The sequence below is a fragment of the Novosphingobium lentum NBRC 107847 genome (genome assembly GCF_001590965.1).
Taxonomy (GTDB): domain Bacteria; phylum Pseudomonadota; class Alphaproteobacteria; order Sphingomonadales; family Sphingomonadaceae; genus Novosphingobium; species Novosphingobium lentum.
Genome location: NZ_BCTW01000021.1, coordinates 37,740 through 62,499, shown reverse-complemented (window position 1 = coordinate 62,499; position 24,760 = coordinate 37,740). Strand labels below are relative to the sequence as shown.

The window sequence follows — 24,760 nt, the reverse complement described above, 5'->3', positions numbered from 1 at the left end:
CGTATCCCATCATGAAACTTTCGGTGCTCGATCTCGTCCCGGTGATCGAAGGGGGTTCGATCGGCGCGGCGCTGGCGCAGTCGGCCGCGCTGGCCCGTCATGCCGAGACGCTGGGCTATCATCGCTTCTGGATTGCCGAGCACCACGGCATGGAAGGCATCGCCAGCGCCGCCACCGCCGTCACGCTGGCGCATGTCGCGCACGACACCACCACGATCCGCATCGGCGCGGGCGGGATCATGCTGCCCAACCACAACCCGCTGGTGATCGCCGAACAGTTCGGCACACTGGAAGCGCTCTATCCCGGCCGGATCGACCTCGGCCTGGGCCGCGCGCCGGGGGCGGATGGGCGCATCGTCCATGCCTTGCGCAAAGACATACACCGCGCCGCCGAAGATTTCCCGCAGGACGTGGTCGAACTGCGCGCGCTGTTCGAAGGCGATGCGCGGCTGGCGCTGCAGGCCACGCCGGGCAAGGGCGCGGCGGTCGAGATGTGGATCCTGGGGTCGAGCCTGTTCGGCGCGCAACTTGCCGCGATGCTCGGCCTGCCCTATGCGTTCGCCTCGCATTTCGCGCCCGCGCAACTCGATGACGCGCTGGCGCTGTACCGTGAGCGATTCCAGCCTTCGCCGGGCCTCGCCCAGCCGCACGTCATGGCCGCGATGAACGTATTCGCCGCCGATACTGATGAGGAAGCGATGCTGCTGGCTTCGTCGATGGACCAGAGCTTCGTCGCGCTGCGCAGCGGCAACCCCGGCAAGCTCCAGCCACCGGTCGCGGGCTATCGTGACAGCCTGCCGCCGCCAGCGCGCAAGATGATCGAACACATGCGCCACGCCAGCGCGATCGGCAGCGTCGACACGGTGCGTGCCGCGCTCGCCGCGTTCCAGGATCGCACGCAGGCCGATGAACTGATCCTGGCCGGATCGACGTACGACCCCGCCGCCCGTCTGCGCTCGCTCGACCTGGCGATGCAGGCGACGCAAGGGTTGTGACGTGCTTGCCCGGTGCGGGTCGCTCGTATAGCATGTGAATTATTACTTCACGAACACGACATAAAATTATAAGGGCGCGACACAAGTTCATCGCGCACGACAGAGCCGGGGAAGATCGCCATGGCCAGCAAGACCGCTGATAAATCCGCCGAAACCGCTTCCGATGCCGCTGCCGAATCGGCCGCCGCCAAGCCTGCGCGGCTGCCCGCCAAGCTCGTGAGCGAACTCTCGCGGCGCTTTGCCGGCTCGCTCCTGCCGGGTGAAGCCGCCGAATTCGACCCTGCCCGGATCGAAGCTGCGGCCCGCTTCACGCTCCACGCCGCGATGGACCGTCCCGATGCCGACGCGAGGATCGCGATCGAAAGCGTCGGCGGCAAGACCGGCGAACGCTATTTGCGCATCGCCCTGATCAACGACGACATGCCGTTCCTGGTCGATTCGATCGCGGCGCGCGGGCTGGCGATCGACCGGCTGCTGCACCCGGTGGTCGCCGTCCGGCGCGACGAGGCTGGGCATCTGCGCGACATGCCGGCTTGCGACCCGACCGCCGCGACCCCGTCCGACAATCCGGCCGAGCGTCGCGAATCGATCATCTACGTCGAAACCGACCGTGCCGACGCGCGGCTGCGGCGCGTGCTGGCGGACGATCTGGCGGCCACGCTCGCCGATGTCCGCGCGGCGGTGACCGACTGGCCCAAGCTGCGGCTGGCGATGATCGAAGATGCCGCTACGCTGCCCGATGCCGAAGGCGCGGCGCTGCTGCAATGGCTGGCGGGCGACATGCTGACGCAGTTGGGCCACGTCACCCGGCGGCGTGATGGCAGCCAGTCGGGCCTGCTCGGCATCTGTCGCAAAAGCGCGCGCCAGTTGCTCGCGCCCGCCTCGTTCGAGCGCGCCTTTGCCTGGTTCGACCATCCGCGCCGGGCCGGGGCCGAGGCGCGGCACATGCCGCTGGTGATCAAGGCCAACCGCATCGCCAACGTCCACCGGCGCGTGCCCCTCGATCTGTTCATCGTGCCGCGCAGCGAAGGCGGCAAGGTCGTGGCGCTGTCGGTCCACGTCGGGGTGTGGACCAGCGCCGCATTGGCCGCGCTGCCGGATCGCATCCCGCGCCTGCGCAGCCAGACCGCCGCGTTGATGGCCAAGTTCGGGTTCGATCCGGCGGGCCACGCGGGCAAGGCGCTGGTCCACGCGCTGACCGCGCTGCCGCACGACCTGCTGGTGAGCTTCGGCGATGCCGATCTCGAACGCATCGCCACGACCATGATGAGCCTGGTCGACCGCCCGCGTCCCCGCCTGGCGCTGGTCCGGGCGCCGCTCGCGCGCCATCTGTTCGCGTTCGTGTGGCTGCCGCGCGACGTGTTCTCGACCGAGATCCGCAACACGGTGCAGGCGATGCTCGAATCCGCCGCCAAGGCGCAAGTCATGGACTGGAGCCTGTCGGTCGAGGGCAGCAGCCTGGCGCTGCTGCGGTTCGTACTCGATATCCGCGAAGGCGATGCCGCGCCCGACGAGGCGGTGCTCGATGCCGCGTTGCAGGCGATGGTGCGCGGCTGGCCCAAGGCGGTCGAGGCCGAACTCGCCGCGATCGAGGAGCCATCGCGCGCCGCCGCCATCGCCGCGCGTTATGCCGATGCGTTTCCCGAAGCCTATCGCGCGGCGTCGGGCGCGGCCGAGGCGGCGCGCGACATCATCACGCTGCGCGGCCTGTCGGGCGAGGATGCGCCGCGCCGCGCCGCGCGGCTCCATCGCCTGCCCGGCGACCCAGCCCTGCGGCTGAAACTGTACCAGCGCGAAGGCGCGATCGTGCTGTCGGATGCGGTGCCGGTGGTCGAAAACTTCGGCTTCCGCGTGCTCGAGGAAGTGCCCACGCCGCTGCAGGGCGGCGCGCTCGGCTTCATCCACGATTTCCTGCTTGATCTGCCCAGCGATTGCAGCGCCGACACGCTGCTGGAACGCGCCGCGCCGATCGAGCACGCGATTGCCGCCGTGCTCAACGGCGTGGCCGAGGACGACGCGTTCAACCGCCTGATCGTCGCCACCGGGCTCGGCGCGCGCGAGGCGAACTGGCTGCGCGCGTGGTTCCGCTACTTGCGCCAGGCCGGGCTCGGCTTCGGCATTCCCACCGTGGTCGATGCGTTGAAGAACGCGCCCGACGTCGCCCAGGGGCTGATCGACGCGTTCGCGGTGCGCCACGATCCGGCGTTCGTGGGAGATCGCGACGCAGCGCTGGCCGCCTCGGCCGACCGCATCCGCACCGGCCTGTCGGGCGTGGCGGCGATCAACGACGATCGCCTGTTGCGCGCGTTCCGTTCGTTGGGCGATGCGATCCTGCGCACCAACGCGTTCGCTCCTTCGGCGCGCGAATCGCTGGTGTTCAAGCTCGATTCCACGCTCGTGCCCGGGCTGCCGCGCCCGGTGCCGTGGCGCGAGATCTTCGTCTACAGCCCCCGTGTCGAAGGCATCCACTTGCGCGCCGGGCCGGTGGCGCGCGGCGGCTTGCGCTGGTCCGACCGGCGCGACGACTTCCGCACCGAAGTGCTCGGGCTGATGAAGGCGCAGCGCGTCAAGAACGCGGTGATCGTGCCCACCGGCGCCAAGGGCGGGTTCTATCCCAAGCAGCTGCCCGATCCGGTGAAGGACCGCGACGGCTGGCTGGCCGAGGGCAAGGCGAGCTACCAGCTGTTCATCCGCAGCCTGCTGTCGGTGACCGACAACATCGTCGGCGCGCGCGTGGTCCATCCCGAAGGCGTGCTGTGCCACGATGGCGAGGACCCGTATTTCGTGGTCGCCGCCGACAAGGGCACCGCGACGTTCTCCGACGTTGCCAACGCCATCGCGGAAGCCCGCGACTTCTGGCTCGACGATGCGTTCGCCAGCGGCGGATCGAAGGGCTACGATCACAAGGCGATGGGCATCACCGCGCGCGGTGCATGGCTGTCGGTCCAGCGGCACTTCCTCGAACGCGGCGTCGATGTGCAGGCCGACCCGGTGCGCGTCGCGGGCTGCGGCGACATGTCGGGCGATGTGTTCGGCAACGGCATGCTGCTGTCGAAGGCGATCCAGCTGGTCGCCGCATTCGATCACCGCCACATTTTCCTCGACCCCGATCCCGATCCGGCGACGAGCTGGGCCGAACGCGCCCGCCTGTTCGCGCTGCCGCGTTCGAGCTGGGCCGATTACGACGCCACGCTGATCTCGGCGGGCGGCGGGGTGTTCCCGCGCACGCTCAAGAGCATTCCGCTGTCGGCGCAAGTGCGCGAGATGCTCGATCTCGATGTGGCCGAAATCGATCCCGAAACACTGATCAGCGCGATCCTGAAGGCGCGGATGGACCTGCTGTGGTTCGGCGGCATCGGCACGTATGTGAAGGCGGCGGTCGAGAACAACGTGGCGGTCGGCGATCCCGCCAACGACGCGATCCGCGTCAACGGCGAGGACCTGCGGGTCAAGGTGATCGGCGAAGGCGCCAACCTCGGCGCGACGCAGGCCGGGCGGATCGAGTTCGCGCTCGACGGCAACCTGGGCCAGGGCGGGCGCATCAACACCGATTTCATCGACAATTCGGCGGGCGTCGATTGCTCGGACAACGAGGTCAACATCAAGATCGCCCTGGCCGCCGCCAAGCGCAGCGGCCGGCTGACCGAGAAGGCGCGGGTCAGGCTGCTCGTGGCGATGACGGACGAAGTCGCCGCGCTGGTGCTCGAGGACAACCGGCTGCAGGCGCTGTGCCTGTCGATCGCGCGCAGTGCGGGGCCGCGCTCGACCGCATCCTATTCGCGCCTGATCGAACAGCTGGAGGAAAGCGGCGACCTCGACCGCCGCACCGAAGGGCTGGCCGATGGCGATACCTTTGCCCGCCGTGCCACCGACGGTCGCGGGCTGACCCGGCCCGAACTGGCGGTGGTGTTGTCGAGCGCCAAGCTGGTGCTGCAACGCGCGCTGGAAGACAGCGACGTGCCCGATGATGTCGGGCTGGCCGATGAACTGCTCGCCGCGTTCCCCACGCCGATGCAGGTCAAGTTCCGCAAGGAAATCCTCGGCCACCGGCTGCGGCGCGAGATCATCGCGACCAAGCTGGCCAACCGCATGGTCAACCGGATGGGGATGATCCATCCGTTCGAACTGGTCGAGGAAGAAGGCACCACGCTGGCGCAAGTCGCCGCCGCGTTCATCGCGGCCGAACGCCTGCTGGGCATGCCCGCAATCTGGGACCGGCTGGAACATGCAGCAATGCCCGAAGAGGCGCGCCTGCTGCTGTTCGATCGCGCCGCGGCGGCCATGCGCAGCCACATGGCCGACCTGATCCGCACCGGGCGCGGCAAGACCCAGCCGAGCCGGATGATCGCCGATCTGGCCAAGGGCGTGGCCGCGCTGTCGGCCGGGACGGGCAGCCTGCTCAACGACGAGGCGCGCACGCAGGCCGGGCGCATGGCGCAGGAACTGGCGCATGCCGGCGCGCCCGACGATGCGGCGGCCAGCGTGGTCCACCTGTTCGATCTCGACGGGGCGATCGGCCTGGCCCGGCTGGCAGCCGACAGCCGCACCGATCCGGGCGAGCTTACGCGAGCGTTTTCGGATCTCGGGGCGCAGCTGGGGCTCGACTGGGCGCAGCAGACCGCCAGCCGGATGAACCCGTCCGATCCGTGGGAGCGCCTGCTGGTGGCCGGGCTGGCCCGCGATTTCCAGCAGATGCGGCTCGATTTCCTGGCCCGTGCGCGGCGCGAGCCGCCCGCCGCGTTCGTCGGCAAATGGGTGGCAGGACATGCCGAACACATCCGCCAGTTCCGCCGCCTCGTCGGCCGCGCGCAAGTCGTCGCGCCGGTCGCCCCGGCGATGCTGGCGCAGATCGCCAGCCAGGCGCGCAACCTGCTCGCCCGGTGATCGTGCCGGGCAATGCCGCGCGAGTTGAGCGCTGCGTGACATGATCGTGGCTTGACGGGGGGCCGGTTTTCCCCAAATCCGCCCGAACAAGCGGGAGGATTCGAATGCAACAGGCTGACGTAGTCATCGTCGGGGCCGGCCACGGCGGGGCACAAGTCGCGCTGATGCTGCGCAACCAGGGTTTCGAAGGCACGGTCCTGATGATCGGGCGCGAACCCGAGGCGCCGTACGAGCGCCCGCCGCTGTCCAAGGAATACCTCGCGCGCGAAAAGACGTTCGAGCGTCTGTACATCCGCCCGCCGCAGTTCTGGGCGGACAAGGCGGTGACACTGATGCTCGGCACCGAAGTGACCGCGGTCGATGCCGCCACCAAAGTCCTGACGCTGTCCGACGGCAACGCCGTGCAGTACGGCAAGCTCGTCTGGGCCACCGGCGGCGATCCGCGCAAGCTGTCGTGCGCCGGAGCGGACCTTGCCGGCGTGCACGGCATCCGCACCCGCGCCGATGTCGACCGGCTGATGGGCGAACTCGATGGCGGTGCGCGGCGCGCGGTGGTGATCGGCGGCGGCTACATCGGGCTGGAGGCGGCGGCGGTGCTGACCAAGCTCGATTGCCACGTCACCCTGCTCGAAGCGCTGCCGCGCGTGCTGGCGCGCGTCGCGGGCGAGGACCTGTCGGCGTTCTATGAGGCCGAACACCGCGCGCACGGAGTCGATCTGCACACCGGCGCGATGGTCGATTGCCTCGAAGGCAACGGCGGCAAGGTCACCGGCGTGCGCATGGCCGATGGATCGGTGCTGCCCGCCGAAATCGTGATCGTGGGCATCGGCATCATTCCGGCGATCGCGCCGCTGCTGCTGGCCGGCGCGGCGGGCGGCAACGGCGTCGACGTGGACGAATTCTGCCGCACCAACCTGCCCGATGTCTTCGCGATCGGCGATTGCGCGGCGCACGCCAGCGACTTTGCCGAAGGCGCGGTGATCCGCCTGGAATCGGTGCAGAACGCCAACGACATGGGCACCACCGTGGCCAAGGCGATCTGCGGCGATCTCCATCCGTACAAGGCGACGCCGTGGTTCTGGTCGAACCAGTATGACTTGCGCCTGCAGACGGTGGGCCTGTCGACCGGCCACGATCAGACCGTGCTGCGCGGCGATCCCGCGACGCGCAGCTTCTCGGTGGTCTACCTCAAGGCCGGCCGGGTGATCGCGCTCGATTGCGTCAACATGGTCAAGGACTATGTCGGCGGCCGCAAGCTGGTGGAAGCGCGCGCCACGCCCGACATCGACCGGCTGGCCGATGCCGCGACCCCGCTCAAGGAACTGATCCCGGCCTGAGTCGCGCCTGCGCCCACTGCGCCGCCTCTGCCACCACCGGGTCAGGATCGTCCAGTAAAGCGTCAACGGGCGGTAGCAGCGCCAAGTCCCCGCTGTTGCCCGCCGCGATCAGGCAGTTGCGCACGAAGCGGTTGCGCCCGATCCGCTTGACCGGCGATCCGGAAAACAGCTGGCGAAAGCCTGCGTCGTCGAGCGCGAGCAGGTCGCCCAGTCGCGGCGCAGCCAGTTCGGCGCGGGGCAGGAACGCGCGGTTCGCGGCGGCGCTTTGGGCAAAGTTGTTCCATGGGCACACCGCCAGGCAATCGTCGCAGCCGTAGATGCGGTTGCCCATCGCCACGCGGAATTCCTCCGGGATCGGGCCTTTGTGCTCGATCGTCAGATAGCTGATGCAGCGCCGCGCATCGAGCTGGTAGGGCGCGGGAAACGCAGCGGTCGGACACGCGGCCTGGCACCGGGTGCACGACCCGCAACGGTCGGCGTGAGGGGCGTCGGAGACAACCTCAAGCGTGGTATAGATTGCTCCCAGAAACAGCCAGCTGCCGTGGGTGCGGCTGACCAGGTTGGTGTGCTTGCCCTGCCAGCCGATCCCGGCCGCCTCGCCCAGCGGCTTTTCCATCACCGGCGCGGTATCGACGAACACCTTGACGCCGATGCTGCCGTGGCCGTCGCGCGCCGCCGCATCGACCAGCCAGCGCGCGAGGTGCTTGAGCGCCTTCTTGATCGTATCGTGGTAGTCCGACCCTTGCGCATAGCTCGAAATCCGCGCGCGACCCGGATGCGCCGCCAGCGCCAGCGGATCGACGGCCGGGGCATAGCTCATGCCCAGCGCGATCACGCTGCGCGCCTCGGGCCACATCGATTGCGGCCCGCGCCGCTGCTCGCTGCGGTTTTCCATCCAGTCCATCGAACCGTGGCGCCCCGCTTCGAGCCAGGTGTCGAGCCGCTCGGCCTGTCGCGGATCGTCGGTGGCGGGCGCAATGCCGCAAGCGACGAAGCCCAGCCGCGCCGCTTCCCCGCGCAAACGCTCGATCAGCGAAGTTGATGCGCCGTTAACCAAACCTGCTAGTGCTCCCGTTCACGGCTCGCGGCTAACGCGGGTCCCATGAAGATCGAGCTAGGGGAATGGCCCGTGACGGGCAATGCGCTGGATGCCTCCGGGCACCATGGAGACGCTGACGGCAGCGTCGAGCGTCCGGTCGAGCTTGCCATCGAGGCGCGCGGCCTGGTCAAGCGGTTCGACGGCTTCACCGCCGTCGATGGCGTGGACATCTCCGTGCCCAAGGGTTCGATCTACGGCATCCTTGGCCCCAACGGCGCGGGCAAGACCACCACCTTGCGCATGTTGCTGGGGATCATCGACCCCGATGCCGGTTATCGCCGCGTGCTGGGCCACGAACGCCCGACCGAAGTGGCGCAGCGCGTCGGCTACCTGCCCGAAGAACGCGGGCTCTATCCGGCGATGAAGGCGTATGAGGCGATCGCGTTCCTCGCCGCGCTGCGCGGGATGCCGCTCAAGGAAGGGCGCCGCAAGGGCCGCGCGCTGCTCGAGGCGCATGGCCTGGGCTATGCCGCCGACCGCCAGATCCGGCAGCTGTCCAAGGGCATGGCGCAGACCGTGCAATTGCTGGGCACGCTGGTCCACGAACCCGATCTGGTGGTGCTCGACGAACCGTTTTCGGGGCTCGACGCGCTCAATCAGGGCAAGCTGGAGCGGATGATTCGCGATCTCGCCGCGCGCGGGACGACGGTGATCTTCTCAACCCATGTCATCGCCCACGCCGAGCGACTGTGCGATCAGGTGGCGATCATCGCAGGTGGCAAAGTGCCGTTTGCCGGGCCGGTCGACGTGGCGCGCGACCGGTTGCGCCCGCAAGTGCGGCTCGAAACGCGCGCGACCGATGGCGCATGGCGCGCCGCACTGCCCGCCGACGCCCGCCGCGAGGGCGCGTTCTGGCACTTCACGCTGCCGGAAACCGGGGTCGAACCGCTGCTGCGCGCGCTGATCGAAGGCAATGCCGGTATCCTCAGCCTGTCGATCGAGCGGCCCGGGCTGCACGATGCGTTCGTCGCCATCGCGGGCGAGGCGGCCGCCCGCGCGCTCGAGGAAACGCCCGAAGAGGCCGAAGTCACCGGCAGGGAGCGCGTCAAGTGAACAGCAAGCTTCGCAGCATCTGGGTGATCGCCCGGCGTGATTTCCTCGCGGTGATCATGCGCAAAAGCTTCCTCTTGTTCCTGCTCAGCCCGCTGTTTCCGGTGCTGGTCGGCGCGATGGCGGGTAATATCGGCGCCAAGGTGTCGCAGGATCTCGACCGGCCGCAAGTCGGTGTGGCGATGGCCGGCGATGACGGACAGGCGCTGATCGCGGCGCGCAACGATTTTGCCGAAGAACTGGGCGGCGCGGTGCCCGAACTGGTGCCGTTGAAGCAGCAACCCGACGCGGCCGGGCATTTCGATGCGCGCGCCGCGTTGCACAGCGGCGGAAACCAGCTTGCCGCAGTGGTCAGCGGCACGCTGGCCGCGCCGGTGCTGACCGGCACGTCGGAGCGGCTGGGCCAGTGGCAGGGCCTGATGGCGATGATCGCCGCGCGCGCTGCGGTCGCCAACCCGCAGGACTTCCCCGACGTGCGCACGCAAGTCGTGGCGACCAGCGCGGCCAAGGAAAACAATGGCCGCGTCATGACCGCGCAAGGCGCGCAGACGCTGCTGTTCCTGCTGACGATGCTGCTCGCGGGCATGGTGCTGTCCAACCTGGTTGAGGAAAAGGGCAACAAGATCATCGAGGTGCTCGCCGCCGCGATCCCGATGGACGCGTTGTTCCTGGGCAAGCTGTTCGCCATGCTGGGCGTCAGCCTGGTGTTCATCGGGGTGTGGGGCGTGGTCGGGTCGGTGGCGGTCGAGTTCGGCGGCAAGGCGCTGCCCGTGCTGGCCACCCCGGCGGTCGGCTGGCCGTTGTTCTTCGTGCTCGGCTTCCTGTATTTCGCGATGGCCTACTTGCTGCTCGGCTCGCTGTTCCTCTCGATCGGCGGCATGGCCAGCACGGTGCGCGAGGTGCAGACGCTGTCGATGCCGGTGACGATGCTGCAGCTGATGGTGTTCTTCTTTGCCAGCTATGCGCTGACCCAGCAGGGGACGTGGGTGGAATGGCTGGCACTGGCGGTGCCGTTCAGTTCGCCGTTCACGATGCTGGCGCGCGCCGCGCAGGAACCGGCGCTGTGGCCGCATCTGGTCGCGCTGGCCTATCAGGTGGTGTGGGTGATGGTGATCGTGCGCACCGGCGCGATGGTGTTCCGGCGCACGGTGATGAAGTCGGGCGCGGCGCGCGGGCGGGCGAACAAGCCGCCGCTGCTGACGCGGCTCGGCCTGCGCCGCGCCAAGCCCGCCGCTGCGTCCGCACAGGCTTATTGACACCGGTGTAGGTTGACGGGATAGTCCCGTCCGAACCCGGAGCCCGCCAACGGGCCTGGGCGCGGAGAGGACAGCCCCATGGCCACGCAGATCGCCCCCGAGGCGCCGTTCAGCTATCGCACGACGCCGACCGCCAGTCAGGCGTTCGAGAACTGGATGGCGCGCAATCCGCAGGCGCGCCCGGTGCACACCAATCCGTGGGACGTCAGCCGTTCCGACATCTACGTCGAGGATCGCTGGCAGCCGATCTTCGCCGAAATGCGCGCCAAGGCGCCGGTCAACAAGGTGACCGGCACGCCCTACGGCGATTACTGGAACGTCACCACCGCCAGGACCATCACCCACGTCGAGTCGCTGCCCGAACTGTTCTCGTCCTCATGGGAACATGGCGGCATCACCATCGGCGACCCGCCCAGGACGACCGAATCCGATTTCCAGCTGCCGATGTTCATCGCGATGGACCGCCCGCAGCACACTGGCCAGCGCCGCACCGTGGCGCCGGCGTTCACGCCGGCGGAGATGGACCGCATGGCGAAGGAAATCCGCCGGCGCACGGGCGAAGTGCTCGATTCGCTGCCGTTCGGCCAGCGGTTCGATTGGGTCGATACGGTCTCGATCGAACTGACCACCGGGATGCTGGCGCTGCTGTTCGGCTTTCCCTGGGCAGATCGGCGGCTGCTGACGTTCTGGTCGGACTGGGCCGGCGATGTCGAAATGACCCTGGCCGAGGACCTCATCAGCGCGCGCCACGCGATCCTCGAGGAAATGGCGCATTATTTCCAGCGGTTGTGGGGCGAACGGGTCAATGCCCCGCCTTCGCCCGATCTCATCTCGATGATGATCCATTCCGAAGCGATGAACCACATGAGCCCGCAGGAATTCATGGGCAACCTGATCCTGCTGATCGTGGGCGGCAACGATACCACGCGCAACACGATGTCGGGCATCGTCCACGCGCTGGACAAGTTTCCGGACCAGCGGACGATTCTAGAGCAGGATCCGTCGGTCATCTCCAACGCGGTGCAGGAATGCATCCGCTTCGTCACTCCGCTGGCGCACATGCGCCGCACCGCGACGCAGGACACCGATCTGTTCGGCAACGCGATCAAGGCGGGCGACAAGCTGGCGCTGTGGTACATTTCCGCCAACAGCGACGAAACGGTGTTCGAAAATGCGGACCAGCTGCTGGTGCGGCGCGAGAACGCCCGGCGGCACCTTGCGTTCGGCTACGGCATCCACCGCTGCGTCGGCGCGCGGCTGGCGGAACTGCAACTCAGGATCCTGCTGGAAGAAATGCACGTTCGGCGCATGCGCGTTCATGTTGCTGGCAATGTCGAGCGAGTAAGGGCAAACTTCGTCCACGGCTTCCGCAAGCTGGAAGTCGAACTCGAAAGGTTCTGACATGCCGACATCGCTTTCGCACGCTGCTTCCGTCAAGATCGGCCGTCGCGGCATGCTTGGCTGGCTGGGGGCCGGGACGGCGATGACGCTGGCCACCGCGTGCGGTGCAAAGCCGTCGGCCGCCGCGAACAGCGCGTTTCCCTTGCGCCATACCGATGCGGAATGGCGCAAGTTGCTGACGGCCAAGCAGTATTACATCCTGCGCGAAGAAGGCACCGAACGCCCGTTTTCCTCGGCCCTGCTCAATGAGCACCGCAACGGCACGTTCGCATGTGCCGCCGATGGCAATCCGGTGTTCTCGTCGCATGACAAGTTCGACAGCGGCACCGGCTGGCCCAGCTTCACCCGCCACCTCGCCGGAGCGCAGATCACCGGCGGATCGACGCTGTTCAATGGCGGACACGAAGTGCACTGCTCGCGCTGCGGCGGGCACCTCGGCCACGTGTTCGACGATGGTCCCGCGCCCACGGGCAAGCGCTTTTGCATCGATGGCGATGCGCTGGTGTTCCGGCCGGCCTGAGGCCGAAGCTGGACGCGCCGATCTGCCGCTGACGCAAAAAATCGCGCGAATCGCCGATTCGCGCGTCAGAATTGACCCGTGCTAATGTCGGAACCGGTGCGCTCGCTCAGGCGAATCGCACCGGCAACCGGATCAGGCGGCGATGGCGGCCTTGGCCAGCTCGCGCTTCACCTTCAGGGCGCGCGGGCTGAGCTTGGTATCCGAAGACTTCAGCAGCCAGTTGTCGAGGCCGCCGACGTGTTCGACCGAACGCAGTCCATGCGTCGAAACGCGGAACTTGTAGCTGCGGTCCAGCTTCTCGCTCATCAGCGTGACGTTCTGCAGGTTGGGCAGGAACACGCGCTTGGTCTTGTTGTTGGCGTGGCTGACATTGTGGCCAACCTGGCGACCTTTGCCGGTCAGTTCGCAAATACGCGACATTGTTCAATCTCTCGATACGTGACGAGGCCCATCGCAGTGCCGACAGGCCGGTCGGGAAAGCGGGGCGAATAGCGATTCACCCCGCAAAGTCAAGTTTTGCCGCGTTGCGGTTCGCACACTTCGCGGCTAGCCGCTGGGCATGACCCGCTGGCCGTTGCCCCCTTCCATGCGCGCCGCGCTGGAGCAAGCCCAAACGGCGCGCGACGCCGGCGAAGTGCCAGTGGGGGCAGTGGTCGTGCGCAACGGGCAGGTGATCGCGGCGGCGCACAACGCCCCGCGCGGGCTGGCCGATCCGACCGCACATGCCGAACTGCTGGCGATTCGCGCCGCCGCCGCCGCGCTCGGTCGCGAACGGCTCGACGGCTGCGACTTGTGGGTCACGCTGGAACCGTGCGCGATGTGCGCCGGCGCCATCGTCCACGCGCGGCTCGACCGCGTCTATTACGCCGCGCCCGATGCCAAGGGCGGCGCGGTGGAGCACGGCGCGCGGGTGTTCGACCAGCCGACGTGCCTGCACCGGCCCGAGGTCTATTCGGGCATGGGCGAAACCGAATCGGCCAGCCTGTTGCGCGACTTCTTCCGCGAGCGGCGTTAGCGCGCCGACCGCCAGATCTTGACCGAAGTCCGATCGTCGGGCTTCCAGTCGCGCGCGGCGCAGCGCACCGGCAGGAAGTCCTTGCCGTAGCAAAGTTCGACTTCCTGCAGCCAGCCGGACTGGCTCAGCTTGAGGCGGATCGTCTCGGACCGCAGCAGCGGGTTGCGCTGCGCAAACGCCTCGCGCACCATCCCGGCGTTCAGGCCCGGGCGGTGTGAGAGGCGCGCCATGTCAGGCAGGCGCAAAGCGTCGAACAATCGCCGCTCGATGCGGAAATAGGTGGCGGGCGTCTGGACCATGCAGGCGCCGTGCTTGGCCCATTCGTGCGCCAGCAGATCGGCCGACGGCGTGGTGCACATCGCCCCCCGCACCGCTTCGGCATCGAGTTGCGCGGGCGCCGGGCACCATTGCGGCGGCGCGCCCGCCGCCGCTTCGGGCCACAGGCCATGGACGATGAAGCCGAAGTGACCGGTGCTGCCGCCGCATTGCGTGGCGAACCGCGCATCGTCGGCACGGCCATGGCAGAACTCGGGCGACCAGCTCAGCGCGAACGTATAGCCCGCAATCGGCGCGGTGCTGACCGGGCCATCGGGCCGGGGCAGCGCGGGGACCGAGGACAGCAATGGCGCGTGGCATTGCGCGGCCTGAGCCAGTGCGGGCGCGATCCCGGTGGCGATCGCCAGCAGCGCCGCCGCCAGCATCGCCAGTACGGATCGCGCGATCGATCGTGGACGCACCGGCAAGCTCCCCATGTTACGCATCGGGTGCAATGGCTAAACCGGCAGCGTGCGCGGCACAACGCCGCCCGGCGATGCGGTCACAACGGTGTGAAATCGAGCCCGACGTCCGCAGCCGGCGCGCTTTGGGTCAGGCGGCCGACCGAGACGTAGTCCACGCCGCTCGCGGCGATCGCTGCGATGGTGTCGAGCCGCACCCCGCCCGAAGCCTCTGTCGGCACGCGCCCGGCGACGAGCGTAACCGCCTGGCGCAACAGGTCCGGCCCCATGTTGTCGAGCAGCAGCCGGGTCGCGCCCGCAGCCAGCGCGGGCTCGATCTGGTCGATGCGATCGACCTCGCAGATCACCTCGCGCACCCCGGCCGCCAGCGCGCGGCGCACCGCCTCGGCCACGCCGCCCGCGACCATCACGTGGTTGTCCTTGATCATCGCGGCGTCCCACAGCCCCATGCGGTGGTTCTGCGCGCCGCCCATGCGCGTGGCGTACTTTTCGAGATGGCGCAGGCCGGGGATGGTCTTGCGCGTATCGAGCAGCACGCAGTGCGCGTCACCCATCGCATCGACATAGCCGCGCGTCATCGTGGCGATGCCCGACAGGTGCTGCACGGTGTTCAACGCGCTGCGTTCGGCGGTGAGCATGGCGCAGGCATTGCCCGACAGCCGCATCAGGTCGCTGTTGGCAGCAACCGCCGCACCTTCGTCGACGAGGATCTCGATCTCGATGGCGGGATCGAGCGCGCGAAAGAACGCGGCGGCGATGGGCAGCCCGCAGACCGTGATCGCGTCACGGCTGTCCATCGCCCCGGCAAAGCGGGCATCTGCGGGGATCACGCTTTCGCTGGTCACGTCATGCCCGCCACCGGGCAGGCCGACGCCGAGATCCTCGGCCAGCGTATTTCTGACGAAGGCGTCGAGATCGAAGCCTGCCAAAGTCCATTGCGTCAAATTGCCTGCCCCCGAACGTCGGCCCCCACACTAATCAGGCCTAGTGGACGAACCGTGCCACCACGTCGCGATAACTGCGCGACACTTTCACTTCCGCGCCCGAATCAAGCACGAGAAAGCACTCGCCATTGGTGTGCGGCTTCACCTGGCGCACCTGATCGAGGTTGACGATCTTGGAGCGGTGCACGCGCTGGAATACGCGCGGATCGAGCCGGCGCTCCAGATCCTTCATCGTTTCGCGCAGGATCAGCGAATTGTCGCCGGTGTAGATGCACATGTAGTCGCCCGCCGCCTCGATCCGTTCGATCGTGTCGACATCGACCCGGAAGATCTGGCCGCGATCCTTGATGTTGATGAGCTTTTCGAAGCGTCCGGCGGCGTGTTCGGTCTCTTCGGGCATGGCGTCCATCGCCTCGGGCGCGACTTCGGCGAGCACGGTCTTGAGCTTTTCGGCTTCGTCGAGCCCGCGCTTTTCAGCCAACCGCGTCCGCGCCCGGTCGAGCGCGTCGGCCAGCCGGTCTTCGTCGATGGGTTTCAGCAGGTAATCGACCGCGTTGGCTTCGAACGCTTTCAGCGCATGTTCGGAATAGGCGGTCACGAACACGAACAGCGGCGGATCGATCTCCATCACCCCCTTGACCACGCTGAACCCGTCGAACCCGGGCATCTGGATGTCGAGGAACACCAGGTCGGGCTTTTCGGTCTTGATCTTGCGAATGGCCTCGCGGCCGTTCGAACAGCAGTCGATCACCTCGACGTCGGGGAACTTCGCCAGCCGAAGCTGGAGTCCCTGGATCGCGAGCTTCTCGTCATCGACGAGGATCGTGCGAATGGTCATGCGGGTCCCTTATCTTTTGTGCAGAACCCCGGGGCGGAAAATGCCGCGACGGGGATGCCAAGGCGGGGCGGACTGTATCATCAACCGGTCGACGCCAGCCGTTGCGGCGCGTTTGCTTCCACCGAGATGGGGTCTCGAGCCTCGAATGGCAACTCGATGACCACGGCAAAGCCACCGTCGGGGCGGTTCTGGATGTCGAATCGCTGGTTCGCGCCATAGGCCTGCCCCAGCCGGTCGCGAATGTTCGCGAGGCCGACGCCGGTCGACACGATTTCTCCGCCATCGCTTGTCATGCCGGAGAGTCTTGGAGGGTCGTCCTCGTTTTGCAATCCCGGGCCGGTGTCCGAGACGGTGATGCGAAGCGTGGGGCCGACGAGTTGCGCCGCGATGGTGATCTGCGCGCCTTCCTCGAGCGGGCTGACCGCGTACTTGATCGCGTTTTCGACCAGCGGCTGCAGCAGCAGCGACGGCAGCAGCGCCGCGCGCGCGGATTCGTCGATGCGGAATTCGGTGCGCAGGCGCTCCTCGAAGCGCATCCGCTCGATGTCGAGATACAGCTTCAGCGTCTCGATCTCCTGCGCCAGCGTTACCCGCGCGGTGGGTTCGTTGATCAGGGTGTAGCGCAGGAACGACGACAGGCGGCTGAGCATCGCGTTGGCGGGTTCGGTCTGCTTGAGCAGCACCAGCGTCGAGATCGAGTTCAGCGTGTTGAACAGGAAGTGCGGATTGAGCTGGTAGCGCAGCATGGCCAGTTGCGCGCTGGTGGCCTGGTTTTCCAGCTGGATCAGCTGATCGTTCTGTTCCTCCACCTGCAGGAAGAAGTTGATCGCGTAATACAGCGCCGACCATGCGCCCAGCAGCGTGAGATCGAGGTAGAACACCCCCAGAAACAGCTGCGCGAAACCCGCGTCGTTGTTCGGGCGGTACAGGCTGATGACCCAGCTGTCGATGAACGCATACAGCCCCACCGCAAAGGCCAGCACCAGCGCCGTCACCCCCCAGGTGACGATCGCGCGCCGGTTCATCAAGGCCCGGTAGACCACCGACAGGATCAGCGAGAGCGAAAACCCGGTGATGCTGGCGATCAGCACGATGATCAAAAACGACCACGGCTGCGCGTTGGCCAGGCTCGACAGCGCGCGCAACAGCATCGCGCCGCCCCAGCCCAAGATTTGCAGGCGCCAGAAAGCGCGGTTCTTGTTGCCGAAGAACGGCGTCGGGCGAAAGGGCAGGACGGCCATGGTCTGCCAGCCTTAGCGGGTCGCGCGGCCTGCGGATAGGTTTTGCGCCATCGTCGCGGCGGGAGTATCCTGCGCCGACGAGGAGAGCAGGGCATGGACCATTCGACCGACATTGCCGCCAAGGTCGCCGGCCACGATCCGGCCACCGAAAACGCAAGCGGACCAGAGGACCGCGCCAGGTTTCGGGCGATGACCGAAGGCACGCAGGAAGACTGGTCGATCATCGCGCGCGATTACATGGCGTTTGCCGGGTCGCTGCCTGACCGGGTGCTGGCGCATCTCAAGTTGCTCGACGGGGATTTCGGCGGGTTTCCCGTCGATCGGTTGCAGCACAGCTTGCAGACTGCCACCCGCGCCCACCGCGACGGGCGCGGCGAAAGCTATGTGGTGATGGCCCTGCTGCACGACATCGGCGATACCTTGGGCACCTACAACCACCCCGACGTCGCTGCCGCGATCGTCAAGCCATTCGTGACCGAGGAAGAGCATTGGATCTGCCAGCACCACGGCGCGTTCCAGGGCTATTACTATTTCCACTTCATCGGCATGGATCGCGACATGCGCGAGAAATATCGCGGCCAGCCCCATTTCGCGGCCTGTGAGCATTTCTGCGCCACGTACGATCAGGCCGCGTTCGATCCCGACTATGCCAGCGAGCCGCTGGAATTCTTCGAGCCGATGCTGCGCCGGGTCATGGCGAAGCCGCTCGCCAGCATGTACGCCAAACAGGATTGATCGCGAGGCCGTTGCTGCGGGTCGGGGCGGGAAAGGCTAAGGCAGCGGCGCACGCACGAAATCGCGCTGCCAGTTGGCCGCGTGCGCCGGATCGCGCGCCTGTGCCGCATGCAGCGCTGACACTTCGGCGTCCATCATCCGCGCGCGCTGGGTCCAGCGGCCGTGGCCGGGCACCGCGAAGATCCACAAGTCATGGCGCGGGCCCCAGGTGCGCATGAACCGCGCGGCGGCTTCGGGCGGGTAACCGGCGTTGGCGAGCAGCCAGACCGACAGCCGGTCCGCCTCCTGCTCGGTCCGCCGCACTTGCCGGGTGCCGCGCCCGGCGCGCTTCAGTTCGCCCTGGTGATCGAGCGCGGCGTGCGCGAATTCGTGCGCCAGCACCGCCGCGACCGGTTCTTCGTCGCCCCGGACCTCGTCGACCATCTTCTTGCTGACGATCACCCGCACGGCGGTGGCCCGCGCGCCGCCGTGATCGGTGTCGAGTTCGAACCGCGCGGCGCATGCCGGTTCGCCGGGAATGCTCACGGTGCGTGTCGTGCCGTCACGGCGTACGGTCAGCGTCACTTTGCCATCGCGCAACATCGCGGCGTCGATCGCGTCGTGCTGGCCTTGCAACCGCTGCCAATCCCCCGGCTTGACCGCAGGCAGTGCGCTCAGATCGCGCCCGGCAAGCATCAGCACGGCATCGTTGGCGTCCAGCCCGGCAGCTTGCGCGGGCGAGCCATCGGCCACTGCCTCGACCGCGATGTCCGCGCTCAACCCCAACACGCGCCGCGCCAGCGCCGGATCATCGTAATTGGCGATATCCTGCAGCTGCAAGCCGATGGCTGGTGCGGTGCGGGCGCAATAGCGAGCGTTGCCGTGTGCCAGCTTCCAGCCGATCGTCTGCACCAGCGCATCGGCCTGCTGCAACTGGGTCACGGCGCGCGCGCTGGCAGGCATTGCCCACAGCGCCATCAAGGCCGCAGCTGCATTGGTCGTGGCCATGGTGCGGGCGCGCATCCGGCCTAGCCCTTGCGGGCGGCCTCGATGGCCTGCTGCAACGCTTCGCGCCCGACCGCACCGCGCAACAACCGCTCACCGACGATCCACGCCGGGGTGCCCTCGATCCCCAGCTGCCGGGCCATATCGAGATTGTGCGACAGTTCCGCCTGCGCCTGCGGTGTTGCGGCGAAAGTGCGCGCCGCGGACAGGTCGAGACCCGCCGCCGTACCCGCCGCGTCGATGCTGGCGGCATCGGGGGCGGCCCCGGCAAACATCGCCTTGTGATAGGCCGGGTACTTGCCTTGCGCGGCGGCGGCGAGCGCCATGCGCGCGGCGGGCAGGCTGGCGGGCGCAATGATCGGCAGTTCGCGCACCACCACGCGCAAATCGGGGTTGGCGGCGATCAGCGCATCGAGATCGCCCACGCTGCGGCGACAGAACGTGCAGGCAAAGTCGGTAAACTCGACCAGCGTCAGCTTGCCCGCCGGATTGCCCAGCACCGCGCCGGGGAACGGCGTTTCCAGCGCCCCGCGCATCGGCGCGATCTGGGCCTGCGCCTCGCGCTGGCGCAGCTTGTCGACCGCTTCTGGAATGATTTCGGGGTGATCGAGGATATAGGCGCGCACCAACCCTTCGATCGCGGCGCGCTCGTGCCCATCGATCCCGGCATCGGCGAGCGCGCCCGTCAGCGCGGCATCGTCGCCCGATGCGGGGGCAGCGGCGCGATGCTTCTCCCACCACCACCCGGCCAGCGCGCCCGCCACCAGCAGCGCCAGCGCGAACAGCACGAATGCGCGCGATCGCGATTTCGACGCCTCGCGGGCGGAATTGTCGGCGGGGGAGGCGGGGAAAGTGGTCATGCGGGAACCAGCGCTACTTCTTCTTGCCCTTGCGCTCAATCTCGGCGCGCGCGCTCATCGCGATATCCTGCGCGCGCAGCCAGTCGGGCGACCCCGCCGGCAGGCCTGCCTCGGCCGCTTCGGCGCTGCGCATGGCTTCGAGATATTCGACGTTCATCAGCTGCTGTTCGGCGCTGGCCAGCCGCGCGCGCGGCGTATCGCCCCGCGCTTCGTAGACCACGCCCAGCTGGTACCATGCGAACGGGTTCTCCTTGTCGCGCGCCACCGCCGCCTTCAACACGCGCTCGGCCTCGGCGAAATTGGCCTTGTCCTCTGTGGCGATCAGCGCGTGGCCGTAAGTCGTGGCGATCAGCGGCTCGTTGTTGGTCAGCAGCGTCGCGCGCTTGAGCGGCGGTATCGCATCGACTGGCCGCCCTTCCTCGAGCAGCACCTGGCCTTTGAGTTCGAGGAAATAGGGATCGCCCGGATCGGTCGCGAGCAAGGCGTCGGTTTCGGCCAAGGACTTGTCCATGAACGATTCCTTGTGGAACGCGTAAGCGCGCGCGTACCGGGCGGGCACGTCGGTCAGGTATTCGGGATAGGCGGTCAGCGTGGCCTGCGGTTCGGACAAGTAGCCGTACAGCTTGGCCTTGATCCGCTGGAACCGGGCATCGACTTTGGGATCGGTCCGCGCGTTCCACGCCGGGTCCCTGACATACACGTCCTGCAACGTGGCGAGGCGGTCGCTGGTCATCGGGTGGCTGCTGTAGAACTCGCTGTCGGCGTCGCGGGTGAAACCATAGCGGAATTCCTGGTTCTGCAGCTTCTTGAAGAAATCGATGCTGCCGCGCCCCGAAATGCCCGCCCTTGACAGGAACTGCGCCCCGGCGGCATCGGCCGAGGCTTCCTCGCCGCGGGTGAACGCCAGGAACTTGCCCAGCGCCGCCTGCTGGCCCGCGCCGAGGATGCCCATCGCCGCATCGGGCGCGCCCGCCGCTGCCGCCGCCACGCCGAGCAGCAGGCTCAGGATGCTGATGCCGGTGGCGGGCCGCGCGCCTTCGCCGCCGCGCACCGCGTGGCCGCCGGTGATGTGGCCCAGCTCGTGCGCGATCACGCCCTGCACCTGGTTGGCGTTATCCGCCGCCGCGATCAGGCCGCTGTTGAGGTACACCGCCTGCCCGCCCACGACAAACGCGTTGATCGTGCCGTCGTTGACCAGCACGATGTCGACATTGCGCGGATCGAGCCCGGCGGCGGAAATCAGCGGCGCGGAAATCTCGCGGAACAGCGCCTCGGTTTCGGCATCGCGCAGGATCGATTGCGCGGTGGCGGGCTGGATCGCCAGCGTCAGCGCCGCCGCGATCGCGGCGATGCGCGCAGCGAAGAACCTCAAGGCTGGCGGGCGCAACGTCACGCTTAGCGCCTAACCGCCCGGCGGCTGAACCGGCGCTGAAGCCGGTGTGACGGGCGCAGTGACAGGCGCCGTGACACGGGCCAGGAACGGCAGCACCGCGTCGATGACCCGGCGATCGCGCGCGAACGGTTGCGCCAGCATCATCACGATCTTCTCGTGCGTCACGCCCGCCAGCAGGTGCGCCTCGGTCGGGGCCCCGGCTTCGGTCAGCGCGCGGGCCAGCGCGATCGAGTTGCGCTTTTTGACGGTGGTATCGGCATCGCCCGACAGCAGCAGCAGCGGCGGCGCATCGGCGCGCACATGGTTGATCGGCTGGGTCGCGCGCGGATCGGAAGCCTCGCCGAAGCTGTGGATCGCGGACGGTTTGTCGAACGGATAGAAATCGTACGGCCCGGCCAGTCCGATGGTGCCGCGCAAGGCATCGGCATCCAGCCCGGCGCGCCCCAGCCACTGACGTTCCAGCGTGATCGCGACGGCGTTATAGGCCCCCGCCGAATGGCCCATCAGCACGATCCGCGCCGGATCGCCGCCGTATTGCGCGGCATGCGCGGCCACCCACGCGACCGCTGCGGCGCTGTCTTCCAGCATCGCCGGGTAGCGCACTTTGGGATACAGCCGGTAGCCGGCGAGCACCACGGCATAGCCATGCGGTGCCAGCGTGCGGGCGACGAAGCGGTAGTCGTGCGGATCGCCGCTGTCCCAGCCGCCGCCGTGGATGAACACCACCACGGGCAACAGTCCGGTCGCTGGCCCGGTCGTTCGGGCGGGCACGAACATCTCCAGCTTCTGCTGCGGATCGGTGCCGTAATTGGCGGTGGCGACCAGCCGGATCGCGCCATCGCCCTGCAGCAGCCGGTCACCGGCGTCGAGCACCGCCGCGCCGTTGCGCGACAGGGCATAAGCCATGCCGCACCCCGCCAGCGCGGCCACGATCCCCACGACCAGCAGCGTCGTGCCGAGCCAGCCCATGCGTTTGCGTCCCTGTGCCACCATCAAACGGGGGGCTAGCAGTTTGCGCCGGGTTCGCGAAGGCGTGTTTGGAAGCGTACTCCCGGTTGTACTTCAATCAGCCCATCAGACGGCGCGCGGCGCGTTCGAACAGTTGCGCATCGCCGGCCACTTCGCCCAGCAGGGCCACTTCGCCGGTGGGCAGGCGCCGCACCATCAGCAGCGCGAACTCCTCGCCATCACGCGCCACTTCGGCCAGCGGCAGCGGCGGCAGCGAGCGCAGGCGCGAGCCGATGCTCTCGGGTTCGCGGCGACCGCTGGCGGCGGCGTTTTCCGCACGGCGCAACTTGCGTTCGGCGTTGACCACGCCCTTCAGCCCGCCCGGTGCGTGTTCAAGGAACTGGCCCAGCGTCCCGCGCGACAGGCCTAGCCGCGTCGCGTGGTTCAGCGCGGCGGCGTATTCGGTCAGCCGGGTCTTGTCGTAATCGGCGCCGAACACCAGCTTGACCACCGGGGTCATCGGCGCGCGATCCTGTCGGCTGAGGCCGGCATCGGCGATCAGTTCGGCGAATTCCTCGGGCGCGTTGGCGGCGGCCAGCGCGAAATCCCAGGCCCGCCCGATCGCGCCGTACAGCGCGGCGCGGGTGCGATCCTCGTTGGAATGCGCGGCATGCGCCAGTTCGCGCGCGGCGGCCAGCCAATCGGCCAGCCCCATCTGTTCGGCATCCTCGATGAAACTGGCGGCGAAATCGATCTCGTGATCGCCATGCCCGAACAGCGGCTGGGGCAGCCCCAGATCGTTCGTCGCGTCATCAAGGCCAAGGTCCGGGTTGATCGCGGCCGGGCCATCGGCCCAGCTTTCGATCGGCTCGGCATCGCGGCGGCGATGGCTTTCGAGCGAATGGCCGATCTCGAGCATCAGCTCGTCGGTGGTCTGCTGGTCGGCCAGCTCCTTCCAGTTGATCACGCCATAGATGTGGTCGATCGCGACATCGTCGGACGAGAACGGCAGCAGGATGCCGCGGTACAGGATCGTCGAACCGCGCTGGTTGACGAATTCGGCCTCGAACCCGATCGGCGCCTGGTTGGCGATGATCTGCATGTAATGATCGGTAATGCGCGACAGCAGCGAGCGGCCGGGAATGTCGTTCAGCCGGGCGATCGGGCCTTGCGCATCGCATTCGTGCGCCAGCTTGTCGCCCAGCAGGGTGATCGCCGGGTTCTCGATCCCGTTGTCGAAGCGCAGCAGCACCGCGTGGTCGGCAAAGTCGGGGATGTCAGCGCGGTTGAGCGCCTCGACCGTCGGGAACGTGCGATTGCCGAGCAGGCCGGCCCAGTAGTTGTATGCGCGGACCTGCATCCGGCGCTCGTCCTGGCCGACCATCGAGGGCGGTGCCTCGATCGCGTCGTTTTCATCGGCGTCGTCGAAATCCGGCAGATCGAGGTCGTGCGGCGCTTCCGCGCTGTCCATCCGATCCGATCCAATTCCCCGCAACGTGTCCATCAACGCCACCCCTGCTTCCCTGTTCAGCCACGCTTTTGGCGCAACGTGGTAAAGAAAGGATTAAGTCGCGCGGACAAGATTGACGGGAATGGTTACCGTCACGGAAACGGACGGTTCAGGATGTCGCCGGCGCTCCTGACCGGTTGGCGATGCTGGTGGCGCGGGCGATCAGGCGCTCCGCCTGGACCAGATGCAGCCGCTCGGCCATCTTGCCCGCGACCCGCAGCGCGCCTCTTCCCGCGTTGGCGGGATCGGCAAACGCATCGACGATCGCCTGCGCTTCGGCCAGTTCCGCCTCGGACGGGGCGAAAACGTGGTTGACCGTGGCGATCTGCGCCGGATGGATCAGCGTCTTGCCATCGAACCCGCCGTCGCGTGCCTGCACCGTTTCGGCTTCGAGTCGCGCCAGATCGTCGATCGCGTTGCACACCCCGTCGAGCACGAACAGGCCATGCGCCCGCGCCGCCAGCACCGCCATGGTCAGCACCGGCTGGAACGCGGCGCGGCCCGGCAATTGCGCCATGCCGCTGTCCTTGGCCAGATCGTTGAGCCCCAGCACCATGCCCGCCAGCCGGGTGGTGGCGGCGCAGGCGGCGATGCGATCGAGCGCCAGCACCGCGCACGGCGTTTCGATCATCACCCACAGCGCTACGGCGGGATTGTATCCGGCATGGTCCATCGCGACGGACAGCGCGACGATATCGGCGGCATCGTCGACCTTGGGCACCAGCAGCGCCTCGACCGGCGCCTGCGCCAGCGCGGCGAGATCGGCCTCGCCCCATGGCGTCGACAGCGCGTTGATCCGGGCGATCAGGCGGCGGTGGCCGAAGCCGCCCGCGCCAAGTTCGGCCAGCAGCGTGTCGCGCGCGCCGGGCTTGGCTTCGGGCGCCACCGCATCCTCAAGGTCGAACATCAGCGCATCGGCATCGAGCCCGCGCGCCTTGTCGATCGCACGAGGGTTGCTGGCGGGCATGTACAGCAGCGAGCGCAGCGGGCGCGAATCGGGGGCTGATGAGTCA

Annotated in this window: 21 protein-coding genes; 9 read left to right on the top strand and 12 right to left on the bottom strand. The window is 67.9% G+C overall.

What is annotated here, in order from left to right:
• Positions 1 to 11: 11 nt before the first annotated feature.
• The 3 genes from NL2_RS17065 (at position 12) to NL2_RS17055 (ending at position 7,216) form a co-directional block, all read left to right on the top strand.
• Positions 12 to 995, top strand: a complete 984-nt coding sequence (locus tag NL2_RS17065; RefSeq protein WP_068076969.1) for an LLM class flavin-dependent oxidoreductase — start codon at positions 12 to 14, stop codon at positions 993 to 995.
• 120 nt (positions 996 to 1,115) lie between these two features.
• Positions 1,116 to 5,879, top strand: coding sequence for an NAD-glutamate dehydrogenase domain-containing protein (locus tag NL2_RS17060; protein WP_068076967.1), 4,764 nt, complete (start codon positions 1,116 to 1,118; stop codon positions 5,877 to 5,879).
• Positions 5,880 to 5,983: 104 nt separating this feature from the next.
• A complete protein-coding gene (locus NL2_RS17055; protein WP_068076966.1) occupies positions 5,984 to 7,216 on the top strand; it encodes an NAD(P)/FAD-dependent oxidoreductase in 1,233 nt (410 codons plus the stop codon).
• Here NL2_RS17055 and queG read toward each other — a convergent pair.
• Positions 7,194 to 8,273, bottom strand: coding sequence for a tRNA epoxyqueuosine(34) reductase QueG (queG, locus tag NL2_RS17050; protein ID WP_068076964.1), 1,080 nt, complete (start codon positions 8,271 to 8,273; stop codon positions 7,194 to 7,196). The two genes, NL2_RS17055 and queG, sit on opposite strands and share 23 nt — an antisense overlap.
• 45 nt (positions 8,274 to 8,318) lie before the next feature.
• Here queG and NL2_RS17045 point away from each other — a divergent pair, with 45 nt between their 5' ends.
• The 4 genes from NL2_RS17045 (at position 8,319) to msrB (ending at position 12,542) form a co-directional block, all read left to right on the top strand.
• The gene (locus NL2_RS17045) at positions 8,319 to 9,368 is read left to right on the top strand and encodes an ABC transporter ATP-binding protein (protein ID WP_068076962.1); all 1,050 of its coding nucleotides are present in this window, start codon (positions 8,319 to 8,321) and stop codon (positions 9,366 to 9,368) included.
• A complete protein-coding gene (locus NL2_RS17040; RefSeq protein WP_068076960.1) occupies positions 9,365 to 10,621 on the top strand; it encodes an ABC transporter permease in 1,257 nt (418 codons plus the stop codon). Before NL2_RS17045 ends, NL2_RS17040 begins: the two co-directional genes overlap by 4 nt.
• A gap of 78 nt (positions 10,622 to 10,699) precedes the next feature.
• A complete protein-coding gene (locus NL2_RS17035; protein ID WP_068076958.1) occupies positions 10,700 to 12,022 on the top strand; it encodes a cytochrome P450 in 1,323 nt (440 codons plus the stop codon).
• 1 nt (position 12,023) lies between these two features.
• Positions 12,024 to 12,542 carry a peptide-methionine (R)-S-oxide reductase MsrB gene (msrB, locus tag NL2_RS17030; protein WP_068076956.1) on the top strand — a complete coding sequence of 173 codons (519 nt, stop codon included), beginning with the start codon at positions 12,024 to 12,026 and terminating at the stop codon, positions 12,540 to 12,542.
• Between the two features lie 132 nt (positions 12,543 to 12,674).
• Here the strand turns inward: msrB and rpmB are convergent, their stop codons facing one another.
• Positions 12,675 to 12,962, bottom strand: a complete 288-nt coding sequence (gene rpmB, locus NL2_RS17025; protein ID WP_068076954.1) for a 50S ribosomal protein L28 — start codon at positions 12,960 to 12,962, stop codon at positions 12,675 to 12,677.
• Positions 12,963 to 13,101: 139 nt separating this feature from the next.
• Here rpmB and NL2_RS17020 point away from each other — a divergent pair, with 139 nt between their 5' ends.
• Positions 13,102 to 13,557, top strand: a complete 456-nt coding sequence (locus NL2_RS17020) for a nucleoside deaminase (RefSeq protein ID WP_084356171.1) — start codon at positions 13,102 to 13,104, stop codon at positions 13,555 to 13,557.
• Here NL2_RS17020 and NL2_RS17015 read toward each other — a convergent pair.
• The 4 genes from NL2_RS17015 to NL2_RS17000 form a co-directional block, all read right to left on the bottom strand.
• Complete coding sequence (locus NL2_RS17015; protein ID WP_245647736.1) at positions 13,554 to 14,294, bottom strand: ribonuclease T2 family protein; 741 nt, start codon at positions 14,292 to 14,294, stop codon at positions 13,554 to 13,556. The two genes, NL2_RS17020 and NL2_RS17015, sit on opposite strands and share 4 nt — an antisense overlap.
• A gap of 80 nt (positions 14,295 to 14,374) precedes the next feature.
• On the bottom strand, positions 14,375 to 15,238 hold the full coding sequence (nadC, locus tag NL2_RS17010; RefSeq protein WP_068076948.1) for a carboxylating nicotinate-nucleotide diphosphorylase: 864 nt from the start codon (positions 15,236 to 15,238) through the stop codon (positions 14,375 to 14,377).
• A gap of 40 nt (positions 15,239 to 15,278) precedes the next feature.
• Positions 15,279 to 16,076 carry a LytR/AlgR family response regulator transcription factor gene (locus NL2_RS17005; RefSeq protein WP_068076946.1) on the bottom strand — a complete coding sequence of 266 codons (798 nt, stop codon included), beginning with the start codon at positions 16,074 to 16,076 and terminating at the stop codon, positions 15,279 to 15,281.
• A gap of 80 nt (positions 16,077 to 16,156) precedes the next feature.
• On the bottom strand, positions 16,157 to 17,317 hold the full coding sequence (locus NL2_RS17000; RefSeq protein WP_068076944.1) for a sensor histidine kinase: 1,161 nt from the start codon (positions 17,315 to 17,317) through the stop codon (positions 16,157 to 16,159).
• A gap of 189 nt (positions 17,318 to 17,506) precedes the next feature.
• Here NL2_RS17000 and NL2_RS16995 point away from each other — a divergent pair, with 189 nt between their 5' ends.
• Positions 17,507 to 18,052, top strand: coding sequence for an HD domain-containing protein (locus tag NL2_RS16995; protein ID WP_068077024.1), 546 nt, complete (start codon positions 17,507 to 17,509; stop codon positions 18,050 to 18,052).
• 36 nt (positions 18,053 to 18,088) lie between these two features.
• On the opposite strand, the gene NL2_RS16990 is transcribed toward NL2_RS16995, so the two are convergent.
• From NL2_RS16990 to NL2_RS16965, 6 genes are all read right to left on the bottom strand, one after another.
• Positions 18,089 to 19,054 carry a M48 family metallopeptidase gene (locus NL2_RS16990; protein WP_068076942.1) on the bottom strand — a complete coding sequence of 322 codons (966 nt, stop codon included), beginning with the start codon at positions 19,052 to 19,054 and terminating at the stop codon, positions 18,089 to 18,091.
• A 5-nt stretch (positions 19,055 to 19,059) separates the two neighbouring features.
• Positions 19,060 to 19,896 (bottom strand): DsbA family protein, encoded by an 837-nt coding sequence (locus NL2_RS16985; protein WP_084356169.1) that lies wholly within the window; start codon positions 19,894 to 19,896, stop codon positions 19,060 to 19,062.
• Positions 19,897 to 19,909: 13 nt separating this feature from the next.
• The gene (locus NL2_RS16980) at positions 19,910 to 21,289 is read right to left on the bottom strand and encodes a M48 family metalloprotease (protein ID WP_439646906.1); all 1,380 of its coding nucleotides are present in this window, start codon (positions 21,287 to 21,289) and stop codon (positions 19,910 to 19,912) included.
• A 9-nt stretch (positions 21,290 to 21,298) separates the two neighbouring features.
• Positions 21,299 to 22,258 carry an alpha/beta hydrolase gene (locus NL2_RS16975; protein WP_084356175.1) on the bottom strand — a complete coding sequence of 320 codons (960 nt, stop codon included), beginning with the start codon at positions 22,256 to 22,258 and terminating at the stop codon, positions 21,299 to 21,301.
• 97 nt (positions 22,259 to 22,355) lie between these two features.
• Positions 22,356 to 23,741, bottom strand: a complete 1,386-nt coding sequence (locus NL2_RS16970) for a PAS domain-containing protein (RefSeq protein ID WP_157083222.1) — start codon at positions 23,739 to 23,741, stop codon at positions 22,356 to 22,358.
• Between the two features lie 115 nt (positions 23,742 to 23,856).
• Positions 23,857 to 24,723, bottom strand: coding sequence for an HpcH/HpaI aldolase/citrate lyase family protein (locus NL2_RS16965; protein WP_281191056.1), 867 nt, complete (start codon positions 24,721 to 24,723; stop codon positions 23,857 to 23,859).
• Positions 24,724 to 24,760 lie beyond the last annotated feature (37 nt).

What these genes read in the sequence shown, in the direction of transcription:
- NL2_RS17065 (WP_068076969.1), top strand. Translation starts at nt 12, where the DNA reads ATGAAACTTTCGGTGCTCGATCTCGTCCCGGTGATCGAAGGGGGTTCG.
- NL2_RS17060 (WP_068076967.1), top strand. Translation starts at nt 1,116, where the DNA reads ATGGCCAGCAAGACCGCTGATAAATCCGCCGAAACCGCTTCCGATGCC.
- NL2_RS17055 (WP_068076966.1), top strand. Translation starts at nt 5,984, where the DNA reads ATGCAACAGGCTGACGTAGTCATCGTCGGGGCCGGCCACGGCGGGGCA.
- NL2_RS17045 (WP_068076962.1), top strand. Translation starts at nt 8,319, where the DNA reads ATGAAGATCGAGCTAGGGGAATGGCCCGTGACGGGCAATGCGCTGGAT.
- NL2_RS17035 (WP_068076958.1), top strand. Translation starts at nt 10,700, where the DNA reads ATGGCCACGCAGATCGCCCCCGAGGCGCCGTTCAGCTATCGCACGACG.
- msrB (WP_068076956.1), top strand. Translation starts at nt 12,024, where the DNA reads ATGCCGACATCGCTTTCGCACGCTGCTTCCGTCAAGATCGGCCGTCGC.
- rpmB (WP_068076954.1), bottom strand. Translation starts at nt 12,962, where the DNA reads ATGTCGCGTATTTGCGAACTGACCGGCAAAGGTCGCCAGGTTGGCCAC.
- NL2_RS17020 (WP_084356171.1), top strand. Translation starts at nt 13,102, where the DNA reads ATGACCCGCTGGCCGTTGCCCCCTTCCATGCGCGCCGCGCTGGAGCAA.
- NL2_RS17005 (WP_068076946.1), bottom strand. Translation starts at nt 16,076, where the DNA reads ATGACCATTCGCACGATCCTCGTCGATGACGAGAAGCTCGCGATCCAG.
- NL2_RS17000 (WP_068076944.1), bottom strand. Translation starts at nt 17,317, where the DNA reads ATGGCCGTCCTGCCCTTTCGCCCGACGCCGTTCTTCGGCAACAAGAAC.
- NL2_RS16995 (WP_068077024.1), top strand. Translation starts at nt 17,507, where the DNA reads ATGACCGAAGGCACGCAGGAAGACTGGTCGATCATCGCGCGCGATTAC.
- NL2_RS16990 (WP_068076942.1), bottom strand. Translation starts at nt 19,054, where the DNA reads ATGCGCGCCCGCACCATGGCCACGACCAATGCAGCTGCGGCCTTGATG.
- NL2_RS16985 (WP_084356169.1), bottom strand. Translation starts at nt 19,896, where the DNA reads ATGACCACTTTCCCCGCCTCCCCCGCCGACAATTCCGCCCGCGAGGCG.
- NL2_RS16975 (WP_084356175.1), bottom strand. Translation starts at nt 22,258, where the DNA reads ATGGGCTGGCTCGGCACGACGCTGCTGGTCGTGGGGATCGTGGCCGCG.
- NL2_RS16970 (WP_157083222.1), bottom strand. Translation starts at nt 23,741, where the DNA reads ATGGACACGTTGCGGGGAATTGGATCGGATCGGATGGACAGCGCGGAA.